The 11,517-nt window shown below is 65.5% G+C and carries 12 protein-coding genes and 1 pseudogene; 5 read left to right on the top strand and 8 right to left on the bottom strand.

Going from position 1 to position 11,517, the window contains the following annotated elements:
• The 3 genes and pseudogenes from G3N99_RS10615 to G3N99_RS10605 all read left to right on the top strand — a co-directional run.
• Window positions 1–143, top strand: a pseudogene (locus G3N99_RS10615) (helix-turn-helix domain-containing protein); the annotation flags it as partial.
• Window positions 144–174: 31 nt separating this feature from the next.
• Window positions 175–855, top strand: a complete 681-nt coding sequence (locus G3N99_RS10610; RefSeq protein WP_011352437.1) for a hypothetical protein — start codon at window positions 175–177, stop codon at window positions 853–855.
• Window positions 856–986: 131 nt separating this feature from the next.
• The gene (locus tag G3N99_RS10605; RefSeq protein WP_174941329.1) at window positions 987–1,970 is read left to right on the top strand and encodes a DMT family transporter; all 984 of its coding nucleotides are present in this window, start codon (window positions 987–989) and stop codon (window positions 1,968–1,970) included.
• Between the two features lie 54 nt (window positions 1,971–2,024).
• Here the strand turns inward: G3N99_RS10605 and G3N99_RS10600 are convergent, their stop codons facing one another.
• Together G3N99_RS10600 and G3N99_RS10595 are read right to left on the bottom strand one after the other, a co-directional pair.
• Complete coding sequence (locus G3N99_RS10600; protein WP_039342764.1) at window positions 2,025–2,348, bottom strand: RnfH family protein; 324 nt, start codon at window positions 2,346–2,348, stop codon at window positions 2,025–2,027.
• A 4-nt stretch (window positions 2,349–2,352) separates the two neighbouring features.
• Window positions 2,353–2,790 carry a type II toxin-antitoxin system RatA family toxin gene (locus G3N99_RS10595; protein ID WP_114177364.1) on the bottom strand — a complete coding sequence of 146 codons (438 nt, stop codon included), beginning with the start codon at window positions 2,788–2,790 and terminating at the stop codon, window positions 2,353–2,355.
• Between the two features lie 98 nt (window positions 2,791–2,888).
• Between G3N99_RS10595 and smpB the strand changes: the two genes are divergently transcribed.
• The gene (smpB, locus tag G3N99_RS10590; RefSeq protein ID WP_174941338.1) at window positions 2,889–3,335 is read left to right on the top strand and encodes an SsrA-binding protein SmpB; all 447 of its coding nucleotides are present in this window, start codon (window positions 2,889–2,891) and stop codon (window positions 3,333–3,335) included.
• 249 nt (window positions 3,336–3,584) lie between these two features.
• Here the strand turns inward: smpB and G3N99_RS10585 are convergent, their stop codons facing one another.
• The 3 genes from G3N99_RS10585 to ppsA form a co-directional block, all read right to left on the bottom strand.
• A complete protein-coding gene (locus G3N99_RS10585; RefSeq protein WP_174988882.1) occupies window positions 3,585–4,520 on the bottom strand; it encodes an SPFH domain-containing protein in 936 nt (311 codons plus the stop codon).
• A 33-nt stretch (window positions 4,521–4,553) separates the two neighbouring features.
• Complete coding sequence (locus G3N99_RS10580) at window positions 4,554–4,988, bottom strand: NfeD family protein (protein WP_174953356.1); 435 nt, start codon at window positions 4,986–4,988, stop codon at window positions 4,554–4,556.
• A gap of 251 nt (window positions 4,989–5,239) precedes the next feature.
• Window positions 5,240–7,639, bottom strand: a complete 2,400-nt coding sequence (gene ppsA / locus G3N99_RS10575) for a phosphoenolpyruvate synthase (protein WP_174941342.1) — start codon at window positions 7,637–7,639, stop codon at window positions 5,240–5,242.
• A 376-nt stretch (window positions 7,640–8,015) separates the two neighbouring features.
• Between ppsA and G3N99_RS10570 the strand changes: the two genes are divergently transcribed.
• Window positions 8,016–8,831 (top strand): pyruvate, water dikinase regulatory protein, encoded by an 816-nt coding sequence (locus G3N99_RS10570; RefSeq protein ID WP_034207652.1) that lies wholly within the window; start codon window positions 8,016–8,018, stop codon window positions 8,829–8,831.
• Window positions 8,832–8,927: 96 nt separating this feature from the next.
• Here the strand turns inward: G3N99_RS10570 and G3N99_RS10565 are convergent, their stop codons facing one another.
• Genes G3N99_RS10565 through lpxB form a run of 3 tightly spaced genes read right to left on the bottom strand, consistent with a single transcriptional unit; the run spans window position 8,928 to window position 11,517 of the window.
• Entirely contained in the window at window positions 8,928–9,710 is a 783-nt protein-coding gene (locus tag G3N99_RS10565) for an RNA methyltransferase (RefSeq protein ID WP_174941344.1), read from the bottom strand.
• Entirely contained in the window at window positions 9,707–10,351 is a 645-nt protein-coding gene (rnhB, locus tag G3N99_RS10560; RefSeq protein ID WP_174944522.1) for a ribonuclease HII, read from the bottom strand. The genes G3N99_RS10565 and rnhB overlap by 4 nt, the downstream gene beginning before the upstream one ends.
• The gene (gene lpxB / locus G3N99_RS10555) at window positions 10,348–11,517 is read right to left on the bottom strand and encodes a lipid-A-disaccharide synthase (protein WP_174944520.1); all 1,170 of its coding nucleotides are present in this window, start codon (window positions 11,515–11,517) and stop codon (window positions 10,348–10,350) included. Before lpxB ends, rnhB begins: the two co-directional genes overlap by 4 nt.

The raw sequence follows: 11,517 nt of genomic DNA, 5'->3' as shown, positions 1-11,517 counted from the left end.
CCGTGCAGCGCGCGCTCGACGCGCTCGCCGAAGCCGACAAGGTCCAGGCGCTCGGCCGCGGCCGCGCGCGCCGCTGGATGACGCCGCCGCTGCCCGGTTTCGCGACGACCTTGTTACTCCCTGCCCCGCTGCCGGGCGATTAGGATGACCTCACCGAACGACGAGGTGACGAACATGAAACGCTCCAGTGCAGACATCCTTCGCGAATACGGCCCGTTTCCGGGCGTCGACGGCGTACACGGCGTCACGTACGACGGGCAGTACGTGTGGTACGCGTCCGGCGACAAGCTGAATGCGCTCGACCCGGAACGCGGCACGACCGTGCGCTCGCTCGACGTCGCCGCGCATGCGGGCACGGCGTTCGACGGCCGCCACCTGTACCAGATCGTCGAGGACCGCATCGAGAAGATCGATCCCGAATCGGGCCGCGTGCTCGCGACGATCCCCGCCCCCGGCAACGGCGGCGATTCGGGACTGGCGTGGGCCGAAGGCGCGCTGTGGGTCGGCCAGTACCGCGAACGCAAGATTCATCAGGTCGATCCGCAATCGGGCGCCGTGCTGCGCACGATCGAATCGAACCGCTTCGTCACCGGCGTGACGTGGGTCGACGGCGAGCTGTGGCACGGCACCTGGGAAGCCGACCAGGCCGACTTGCGGCACATCGATCCGCGCACGGGCCAGGTGCTCGAGCAGATCGACATGCCGGCCGGCGTCGGCGTATCGGGGCTCGAATCCGACGGCCACGACCGCTTCTACTGCGGTGGCGGCAACAGCGGCACGCTGCGCACCGTGCGTCGGCCCGCGCGGGCGTCGGGCAACAACGCGGGAGCAGCGCCCGATTCGGCTGACGAATGATCCGCCGCCTGCCGTGACCGCGCCCGGGCGCAGCACGCCTGCGCCCTGCGCCGAGTGCAGGAATGAACAAGACGACGCCGCGACCGCGTCGCTAAGATGCGGGCTCGTCAGTCATGTGTTCGGAGCGGTCGATGCAGCGCGGTGTGGTCTATGGTGTTCTGGCAGGTGCCCTGTGGGGCATGGTGTTTCTCGTTCCGCGGCTGCTAACCGACTTCTCGCCGCTACTGCTGAGCGCCGGCCGCTACGCGATGTACGGCCTCGTGTCGTTGGCAGCCGCACTGCCGGCCGCCCGCTCGCTGCTCGCGCGGCTGACCCGCGAGGATCTCGTCGCGCTGGTGAGGCTCGCCGTCGTCGGCAACGTCGCGTACTACATGCTGCTGTCCGGCGCCGTGCACCTGATCGGCATCGCGCCCAGTTCGCTGATCGTCGGCGTGCTGCCCGTCACGGTCACGCTCGCGGGCCTCGGCGACCACGGCGCCGTGCCGCTGCGGCGGCTCGCGGCCCCGCTCGCGCTGGTGATCGCGGGCATCGTCTGCATCAACGTCGACCTGTTCACGTCCGAAGCCGCGCATGCGACGACGCTCGGCCAGAAGCTCGCCGGCATCGCCTGTGCAGCGGGCGCACTCGCGAGCTGGACCTGGTATGCGGTCGCGAACGCACGCTATCTGCAGCGCCATCATCATTTCGGCGGCAACGAGTGGTCGGTGCTGTGGGGTGTCGTGACGGGCCTGATCGGCGGGCTCGTCTGGATCGCGATCCTTGCACTGCCGGCCGGCACCGTGCAGGCGGCTGTCCCGGCGTCCCGCTGGCAGCTGTTCTGGCTGCTGAACCTCGTGCTCGCGATCGGCGCATCGTGGCTCGGCAACGGGCTGTGGAATGCCGCGTCGAAGCGGCTGCCGCTCACGCTGTCGGGCCAGCTGATCGTGTTCGAAACCGTATTCGCGATGCTTTACGCATTCGTGTACGACCAGCGGATGCCGCATGCGCTCGAGATCGCCGCGCTGGTGCTGCTGCTCGCGGGCGTCTACGGATCGGTACGGCAACACGGCGACACGCCCGCCGGCGGCGATCCGTCGGGAAGCGCGCCGGCAAACGCGAACGCCGCGGCCCACTGAGCGCCGCGGCGTTTGATCAGACGAATCAGGGCGAAAGAGGCGGATCGGCCCGCGTCAGCGCGCGTCCTTGTGCATCCACTTGCGGCCCTCGATGGAGCCGTCGCGGCGCGACTTGTCGACGCGCCGCTGGCGCGCGAGCTTCGGATCGACGATCAACGGGCGGTAGATCTCGACACGGTCGTGGTCGGCGAGCGGTGCGTCGAGCGGCGCAAGCTTGCCATACACGCCCGTCTTCGCGTTCGCGAGATCGATTTCCGGGTGCAGCGCAAGTACGCCGCTCGCATCGATCGCCGAACGAACGGTCGCCCCTTCGGGCAGCGACAGCGGAATCAGCGTCTGGCGATCCGGCAGCGCGTAGCAGACTTCGATCGACAACATCGCGTCACCCCTTCCCGTAGCGCTGGTCGGCGCGCTTCACGAACGAATCGACGAACGTGTTCGCGATGTGGCTGAACACGGGCCCGATGATCTTCTCGAGCAGGATGCTCGAGAACTCGTAGTGCAGCGCGAATTCGATCTTGCAGGCATCGGCACGCAGTGCCGTGAAGCGCCACGTGCCCGTGAACTTCTTGAACGGGCCGTCCGTGAACTCCATGTCGATCCGCGTCGGGCGCTGCTGCGTGTTGCGCGTCGCGAAATGCTGCTTGATGCCTTTGAAGTTGATGTCGATGCGCGCTTCCATCCCGCTCTCGTCCTGACGGCGAATCTCGACGCCGCCGCACCAGGGCAGGAAATTGGGGTAGTCGGCCACGTCGGTAACGAGGTCGAACATCTGTTCCGCCGAATGACGGATCAATACGGTTTTCTGGACATCTGCCATAAATCGCGCGGCATCGCTCAAGGTGAGAACGCAAGCCGGGCGATTCCCGCCCCGCTTTGCTAAAATCGTGATTTTAAACGAGTTGGCCCGATCCTTTCATGAGCATCATCGACAACAGGAAAGCGCACTTCGATTATCACATCGAGGAGCGCTACGAGGCGGGGCTCGTGCTCGAGGGCTGGGAAGTCAAGGCGCTGCGCGCCGGGCGCGGCCAGATCCGGGAAGGTTACGTCGTGATCAAGCACGCGGAGATCTTCCTGATCGGTACCCATATCAGCCCGCTGCCCGAAGCTTCGACCCACATCACGCCCGACCCGGTTCGCACGCGCAAGCTGCTGCTGCACCGCGACGAAATCAAGAAACTGATCGGCAAGGTTGAGCAGCGTGGCTACACGCTCGTGCCGCTGAACTTCCACTACAAGGGCGGTCGCGTGAAGTGCGACATCGCGCTCGCGAAGGGCAAGAAGCTGCACGACAAGCGCGAAACCGAGAAGAAGCGCGACTGGGAACGCGAAAAGGCACGCATCATGCGCGCCGGCACCTGACCTGCGCGACACGCATCACAAACGACGCGGCCCGCTCGAAGCGGGCCGTGTCGTTTGGGCGATGTGAATCTTGCATGCCGGCTGCCCGGCAGTGGCCGAATCGGCACGCTGCGCGCCAATCCGCCCGTTTCGACTGAAGAAAGGTACCGATGACGCCGCGACGCGGGTATCACCCGCGCCCCGGCTGCGCGACGATTCGCCGCATGCCGATCGCACGCGGCGGCTGCCTGCGCACCGCGCAGGTCCGGCTCAGGCCTTCCCGCCCGAAGCCGCCCCCGCGCTCTTGACGATCGTCAATGCCGACGAGATCGCGGTACCGAGATCCGACAGGTTCGACGGCACGATCAGCGTGTTGCCCTGCTTCGCGAGATTCGAGAACGCGCTGACATACTGCTCGGCAACCTTCAGGTTCACCGCGTCCATCCCGCCCTGCGATTGCATTGCGTTCGCAATCTTCTGGATCGCTTGCGCGTTCGCTTCAGCCACCGCCAGAATCGCGGCGGCCTCGCCCTGCGCCTGGTTGATCGCGGCCTGCCGCTCGCCTTCGGATTTCTGGATCGCCGCTTCGCGCGCGCCCGACGCGAGGTTGATCTGCTCCTGCTTTCGGCCTTCGGAGGCGGCGATCAGCGCGCGCTTTTCACGCTCCGCGGTGATCTGCGCCTGCATCGCGTGCAGGATTTCCTTCGGCGGCGTCAGGTCCTTGATCTCGTAGCGCAGGACCTTCACCCCCCAGTTCGCCGCCGCCTGATCGAGCGCCGACACGATGTTGTGGTTGATGAAGTCGCGCTCCTCGAACGTCTTGTCGAGTTCGAGCTTGCCGACCACCGAGCGCAACGTCGTTTGCGCGAGCTGCGTGATCGCGAGCACGAAGTTGCTCGACCCGTACGACGCCTTCATCGGATCGGTCACCTGGAAATACAGCACGCCATCGACCTGCAGCTGCGTGTTGTCGCGCGTGATACAGACCTGGCTGGGTACGTCGAGCGGGATTTCCTTCAGCATGTGCCGGTATGCGATGCGATCGACGAACGGCAGCACGATGTTCAGGCCGGGCGACAGCGTCGCGTGATAGCGCCCGAAGCGTTCAAGCACCCATGCATGCTGCTGCGGCACGATCTTCACCGTCTTCGACACGATCACGATCGCGATGACGAGCAGGACAACCCAGATGATCAGCGAATCCATGAAGTATTCCCTCCTTGTTGTATCCGCGGACGATCAGCCCGCGGGTTTCGCCACGACCACGAGACAATTGCCGCGCACGGCACTCACCTGATACACGTGCACATCGTCGCGCTCGCCGTTCTCGAGCTCGACGTCCCAGTCGGCGCCGCGATACTGCACGCGCGCGCGGCCGTCACGCCACGCGTCGACCGTGACGGTCGCGCCGATATCGAGATTGACGTCGGGATTCGTCGATGTGTCGCGCTTCTGCTTGCGGCCGAGCCCCGACCGCCGCAACACGACCATCGCGACGATCGCGACCGCCGCCGCCGCACCGAACTGCACGTGCGGCGCGAAGCCGGCCAGTTGCAGCAGCCCGCCGGCGAGAAAGCCGAGCGCGATCATCAACAGGTAGAACGTGCCCGTCAGCAACTCGGCCACGACCAGCACGCCCACCGCGACCCACCAGAACAGATGCCCCGACATCATTGTGGTCTCCAGAAAAACATCCCCCGCGCTCACTAGCGTTGCAAGCAACCAGAATACGCGTTGAAGCGCGACTCTGGAACGATATGCTCGCTGCCCCGACGAGGTGGCAGGCACGCTTGAGGCGGCCCGACGAGTACCCACAAACAAAAACACCCCGGTGCTTACCGGGGTGTTTATAGCATGAACCTTGCATTTTGCCTTCAACGAAAGCACGGTGCCACCGCGCTTCCGTCAAAGTGCGTTACCGACCGTTACTTCCGGTTGGCGAGCGCCTGCCACGTTTCGATGATCGTGTCGGGGTTCAGCGAGATCGACACGATGCCTTCGTCCGTCAGCCATTGCGCGAAGTCCGGGTGATCGGACGGGCCCTGGCCGCAGATACCGACGTACTTGCCCATCTTGCGGCAGGTATCGATTGCGCGCTTCAGCAGGAACTTGACGGCCGGATCGCGTTCGTCGAAGTCGACAGCCAGCAGTTCCATGCCCGAGTCGCGGTCGAGGCCGAGCGTGAGCTGCGTAAGGTCGTTCGAGCCGATCGAGAAACCGTCGAAGAACTGCAGGAAGTCTTCGGCGAGAATCGCGTTGGTCGGGACTTCACACATCATCACGAGGCGCAGGCCGTTTTCGCCGCGCTTCAGGCCGAACTTCTCGAGCAGGCCGACGACGCGCTCCGCCTGCTTCACGGTACGCACGAACGGCACCATGATCTCGACGTTGGTCAGGCCCATCTCGTCGCGCACGCGCTTCAGTGCACGGCACTCCATCTCGAACGCCTGCGCGAAGTCTTCAGCGATGTAACGCGACGCGCCGCGGAAGCCCAGCATCGGGTTTTCCTCGTCCGGCTCGTAACGCGAACCGCCGATCAGCTTCTTGTACTCGTTCGACTTGAAGTCGGACAGGCGCACGATCACGGGCTTCGGATAGAACGCCGCCGCGATCGTCGCGACACCTTCCGTCAGCTTGTCGACGTAGAACTGACGCGGCGATGCGTGACCGCGCGCGACGCTCTCGACGGCCTTCTTCAGGTCCTGGTCGATGTTCGGGTACTCGAGGATCGCCTTCGGGTGAACGCCGATGTTGTTGTTGATGATGAACTCGAGACGCGCGAGACCCACGCCGCCGTTCGGCAGTTGCGAGAAGTCGAACGCGAGCTGCGGGTTGCCGACGTTCATCATGATCTTGACCGGGATTTCCGGCAGTTCGCCGCGCTGCACTTCCGTGACTTCCGTCTCGAGCAGGCCGTCGTAGATCTTGCCTTCGTCGCCTTCCGCGCACGACACGGTGACGAGCGCGCCGTCCTTCAGGATGTCGGTTGCATCGCCGCAGCCGACGACTGCCGGCACGCCGAGCTCACGCGCGATGATTGCCGCGTGGCAGGTGCGGCCGCCACGGTTCGTGACGATCGCGGCTGCACGCTTCATCACCGGCTCCCAGTTCGGGTCGGTCATGTCGGCCACCAGCACGTCGCCCGGCTGCACGCGTTCCATTTCCGACGGATCCTGGATCACGCGCACGGGGCCCGCGCCGATCTTCTGGCCGATCGCACGACCCGTCGCGAGCACCTGCGACTGGCCCTTCAGTTTGAAGCGCTGCTCGGCCTTGCCGGTCGCCTGGCTCTTCACGGTTTCCGGGCGTGCCTGCAGGATGAAGATCTTGCCGTCGCGGCCGTCCTTGCCCCACTCGATGTCCATCGGACGCTGGTAGTGCTTCTCGATGATGACCGCGTACTTCGCCAGCTCGATCACGTCTTCGTCGGTGATCGAGTAGCGGTTGCGCTGTTCGTGCGGCACGTCGACCGTCTTCACGCGGCCCGGCTCGCCCGGCTGCGTGAATTCCATCTTGATCAGCTTCGAGCCGATCGAGCGGCGGATGATCGGGTACTTGTCCTGTGCGAGCGTCGTCTTGAACACGTAGAACTCGTCCGGGTTCACGGCGCCCTGCACGACGGTTTCGCCCAGGCCGTAGCTCGACGTGATGAACACGGCGTCCTTGAAGCCCGATTCGGTATCGATCGTGAACATCACGCCGGCCGCGCCGACGTCCGAGCGGACCATGCGCTGAACGCCGGCCGACAGCGCAACTTCCGCGTGCGTGAAGCCCTTGTGCACGCGATACGAGATCGCGCGGTCGTTGTACAGCGACGCGAACACGTGCTTCATGCGGTCGAGCACGTCTTCGATGCCGACGACGTTCAGGTACGACTCCTGCTGGCCGGCGAACGATGCGTCGGGCAGGTCTTCCGCGGTGGCGGACGAACGCACGGCGAACGACAGCTCGCCCGGCGAGCTGTTCTTCAGGATTTCGAACTGCTCACGGATTTCCTGCGCAAGACGTGCCTGCATCGGCGCATCGACGATCCACTTGCGGATTTCGGCACCGGCTTCGGCGAGCGCCTTCACGTCGTCGATGTCGAGCGACTCGAGACGCTTGGCGATGCGGTCGGTAAGGTCGTTGTGCTTGAGGAAATCGCGGAACGCGAGCGCGGTCGTGGCGAAACCGGTGGGTACGCGAACGCCTGCTTCGGAAAGCTGGCTGATCATTTCGCCAAGCGACGCATTCTTGCCGCCGACGATCTCCACATCGGTCATCCGCAACTGCTCGAACGGAATTACATACGCCTGGTCCTTTGCGACGTTTGCTGCGTTAGTCATACAAGCCCCTAAGTGTGAAAAAAATGCTCGATTGCGCAAGTGGGCTTGGACGCGGGCGCTTGCAAAAAGGCGCGGCGCGTCTTGCGCAACCTGTTGGAGAAACAATCGCAGCGGTGGATAATCTTCCGACCCGATTTGCAAAAATCCCGGCAGAAGGGCGATATTTGCAGACAAATCGCCAAACTTGCCGGGAATTTTGGAATCGAGCGGCGAAGCCTGGGGCGCCGTTCGCGCCCTGCCCCCGCAATTGCTTATCCAACAGGTTGCCGCTATTCTACCGTGCCGGCTGCCGGATGTGGCGCGACCTTGTCACTGCGTCTGGAGGCGAACCTCCAGCCGCCCGCGCAACCGCCCTTCACGTTCGACGCCCAGATTCATGCTGCCTACCGTATTCATCGTCTCCGACGGCACCGGGATCACTGCCGAAACCTTCGCGCATTCGATCCTCTCCCAGTTCGACCAGAAATTCCGTCTCGTACGCGTGCCGTTCGTCGACTCGCTCGACAAGGCCTATGCGACCGTCGAGAAGATCAACGAGGCCGCCGTGCACGACGGCCGCCGCGCGATCGTGTTCACGACGCTCGTCGACAGCGAGTCGAACGACATCGTCAAGCGCTCGAACGCACTCGTGCTCGACATGTTCCAGCGCTTCGTCGAGCCGCTCGAGCAGGAACTGGAGCTCAAGTCGAGCCACGCGATGGGCCGCGGCCACCAGAACGCGGACACCGAGGAATACAAGACCCGGATCGAAGCGATCAACTTCTCGCTCGCGCACGACGACGGCCAGTCGAACCGCAACCTGTCGGAAGCCGACGTGATCCTCGTCGGCGTGTCGCGCAGCGGCAAGACGCCAACGAGCCTGTATCTCGCGATGCAGTACGGCGTGAAGGCGGCAAACTATCCGCTGATTCCGGAAGATTTCGAGCGCGGCAAGCTGCCGTCGGCGTTGTCGCCGTACAGCGACAAGCTGTTCGGGCTGTCGATCGATCCGCAGCGCCTGTCGGAGATCCGCAACGAGCGCCGGCCGGGCAGCAAATACGCGGCGCCCGAGAACTGTCGCTACGAGATCAACGAAGCCGAAGCGATGATGCGCCGCGAGGGGATCAAGTGGCTGTCGTCGACGCACAAGTCGATCGAGGAAATCGCGACGACGATCCTGCAGGAAATCCGCCTCGACCGGCAGTCGTACTAAGACTGGACGCTGACGGCCACTTGGCCGCCAGCAGAAACAAAAAGGCCGCGTCGAACGCGGCCTTTTTCATGGTGCGGAGACAGCACGCGCGTGGCGTCACGCCCGCCGCTGCTGACGCACCTGCTCGAACAGGCAGACCGCAGCCGCGGCCGCGACGTTCAGCGACTCCATCCCGCCCGGCTGCGGGATCGTCACGCGATGCGTGGCGGCATCGCGCCAGAACGCCGACACACCGGCACCCTCGTTGCCGAACACCCACGCAACCGGCCCCGACAGGTCGCAGTCATAGACCGCCTGCGCGCCGTGCGAGTCGGTCAGCGCGACCGGCACATCGAGGCGCTCGGCGAGCGCGCCGGCTTCGACGTCCTCGTGGATCGACAGCAGGAAATGCGCGCCCATGCCCGAGCGCAGCACCTTCGACGACCATGCATACGCGGTCCCCGGCGCACAGAACACGTGGCGCACGCCTGCGGCCGCCGCGCTGCGCAGGATCGAGCCGACGTTGCCGGCGTCCTGCACACCGTCGAGCACGACCGACGACTGCGTCACGCGCGCCGGCAGCGGCTGCGCCGGCCGGTCGACGAGCAGCAGGAAACCGACACCGTTGACGACGTTCGACAACTGCCCGAACAGCGCGTCGGGCAGCGTGACGATCCGTTGCGCATCGATGCGCGCGACGATCGCCTGGGCCTCGTCGTGGCCGAGTGCACCTTCGGTCGTGACGCACAGCTCGGGCGTCGCGCCCGTGTCGAGGTACGCGCTCGCGAGATGGAATCCTTCGAGCAGCGCCTGGCCGCCGCGGCGCTGATGGGACGTCGAACCCGCGAGCGCCTTCAGGCGCTTGTACAGCGGGTTGTCGCGGGATGTAATGCTTTTCATCGAATCAGGTCGAGTGCCGCACGAACCGGCGCGAACGAGCGCCGATGGGCTTCGCACGGGCCGTGCTCGCGCAGTGCGGCAAGGTGTTTCGCGGTGCCGTAGCCCGCATGCACGTTGAAGCCGTACGCGGGGAAGCGTTCGTGCAGGTCGACGAGCATGCGGTCACGAGTGACCTTCGCGAGGATCGACGCGGCCGAGATGCTCGGCACGAGTGCGTCGCCGCTGACGATCGCCTCGGCGCGCACGGTCAGTGTCGGGCAGCGGTTGCCGTCGATCTGCGCGAGCGTCGGCAGGACCGACAGCCCTTCGACCGCCCGCTTCATCGCGAGCATCGTCGCGTGCAGGATGTTCAGCGTGTCGATCTCGTCGACGCTCGCCGATGCGACGCAATACGACAGCGAGCGCGCGACGATCAGCTCGTACAGCGCATCGCGCTTCTTCGCGGACAGCGCCTTCGAATCGTCGAGCCCGTCGATCGGCTGCGCCGGATCGAGAATCACCGCGGCGGCCACCACCGGCCCCGCGAGCGGGCCGCGGCCCGCTTCGTCGACGCCGCAGACGATCTCGTCGGGACGGCTGAAATCGAAACCGCCCTGCTCGTCGCTCGACGCGCGGCGGCGTGGTGCACGTACTGCGGTCATGCGCGCCCCTTGCGTTGTTCGAGCACGCGCACGACCGCTTCGGCCGCCTTCGCGGCCGTGTTCTGCCGCAGCGAAAGATGCATTTCGGTAAATATTTCGGTCAGCGTGCGGCGGTTCGCATCATCGCGCAGCTGCGTGAGCGTCGCATCGGCGAGCGCCTCGGGCGTCGCGAAATGCTGCAGCAGCTCGGGCACGACGAAACGCCCCGCCAGGATATTCGGCAAACCGACATACGGCAGGTAACCCTGCCGGCGCATGATCTGCCCGGTCAGCCAGGGCACCTTGTACGAGATCACCATCGGCTTCTTCAGGAGCGCGGCTTCCAGCGTGACCGTGCCGCTCTTCACGAGGATCGCGTCGGCAGCGGTCATCGCAACCTGCGAGCGGCCGTCGGTGATCGTCAGCGCGAGCTGCGGATGCGCATCGACGAGCGGCTGCAGCAGTGCGCGCAGCGCGGGCGTCGCCGCCGGCATCACGAACCGCACGCCGGGCTCGCGCTGCTGCATCAGCGCCATCGCCGCGAAGAACGTCGGGCCGATCAGCGCGATTTCCGAGCGCCGGCTGCCCGGCAACACGGCAATCACGGGGCCGTCGGCCGGCAGTCCGAGCGCGATGCGCGCACCGTGCGTGTCGGGTTCGAGCGGAATCTCGTCGGCGAGCGGATGGCCGACGTAGGTCGAGGCGACGCCTGCCTTGTCGAGAATCGCCGGTTCGAACGGGAACAGGCACAGCATGTGGTCGACGGACTTCGCGATCTTCTTGATCCGGCCGCCGCGCCATGCCCAGATCGACGGGCACACGAAATGAATCGACGGGATGCCCGCGTCGCGCGCGGCCTGTTCGACGTTGAAGTTGAAGTCGGGCGCGTCGACGCCGATGAACGCGTCCGGACGCTCGGCGAGCAACTGGCGCTTCAGCTCGCCGCGAATCCGCAGGATCTCGGGAATCTGGCCCAGCGCCTCGACATAGCCGCGCACGGTCAGCTTGTCCATCTGCCAGTGCGAGTCGAAGCCGTGCGCGATCATCCGCTGCCCGCCGATCCCGTAGTACTGGGCCGATTCGGGCAGCCGCTCGCGCAGCCCGCCGAGCAGCGACGCGCCGAGCAGGTCGCCCGACGGTTCGCCGGCCACCATCGCGAGCCGGAGCTGAGAGGTCGGAAGCGGCAT

Origin of the sequence: Burkholderia sp. Ac-20392, assembly GCF_017104585.1 — a bacterium.
In the GTDB taxonomy this organism is placed as follows: Bacteria; Pseudomonadota; Gammaproteobacteria; order Burkholderiales; family Burkholderiaceae; genus Burkholderia; species Burkholderia lata.
Note: the sequence above shows the minus strand (reverse complement) of the source record. Positions and strands in the feature narration are given on the sequence as shown.

Bases quoted from the DNA above. Each gene is read 5' to 3' on its own strand.
- G3N99_RS10610 (WP_011352437.1), top strand. From the start codon at position 175: ATGAAACGCTCCAGTGCAGACATCCTTCGCGAATACGGCCCGTTTCCG.
- G3N99_RS10605 (WP_174941329.1), top strand. From the start codon at position 987: ATGCAGCGCGGTGTGGTCTATGGTGTTCTGGCAGGTGCCCTGTGGGGC.
- G3N99_RS10600 (WP_039342764.1), bottom strand. From the start codon at position 2,348: ATGTTGTCGATCGAAGTCTGCTACGCGCTGCCGGATCGCCAGACGCTG.
- G3N99_RS10595 (WP_114177364.1), bottom strand. From the start codon at position 2,790: ATGGCAGATGTCCAGAAAACCGTATTGATCCGTCATTCGGCGGAACAG.
- smpB (WP_174941338.1), top strand. From the start codon at position 2,889: ATGAGCATCATCGACAACAGGAAAGCGCACTTCGATTATCACATCGAG.
- G3N99_RS10585 (WP_174988882.1), bottom strand. From the start codon at position 4,520: ATGGATTCGCTGATCATCTGGGTTGTCCTGCTCGTCATCGCGATCGTG.
- G3N99_RS10580 (WP_174953356.1), bottom strand. From the start codon at position 4,988: ATGATGTCGGGGCATCTGTTCTGGTGGGTCGCGGTGGGCGTGCTGGTC.
- ppsA (WP_174941342.1), bottom strand. From the start codon at position 7,639: ATGACTAACGCAGCAAACGTCGCAAAGGACCAGGCGTATGTAATTCCG.
- G3N99_RS10570 (WP_034207652.1), top strand. From the start codon at position 8,016: ATGCTGCCTACCGTATTCATCGTCTCCGACGGCACCGGGATCACTGCC.
- G3N99_RS10565 (WP_174941344.1), bottom strand. From the start codon at position 9,710: ATGAAAAGCATTACATCCCGCGACAACCCGCTGTACAAGCGCCTGAAG.
- rnhB (WP_174944522.1), bottom strand. From the start codon at position 10,351: ATGACCGCAGTACGTGCACCACGCCGCCGCGCGTCGAGCGACGAGCAG.
- lpxB (WP_174944520.1), bottom strand. From the start codon at position 11,517: ATGCCGCTTCCGACCTCTCAGCTCCGGCTCGCGATGGTGGCCGGCGAA.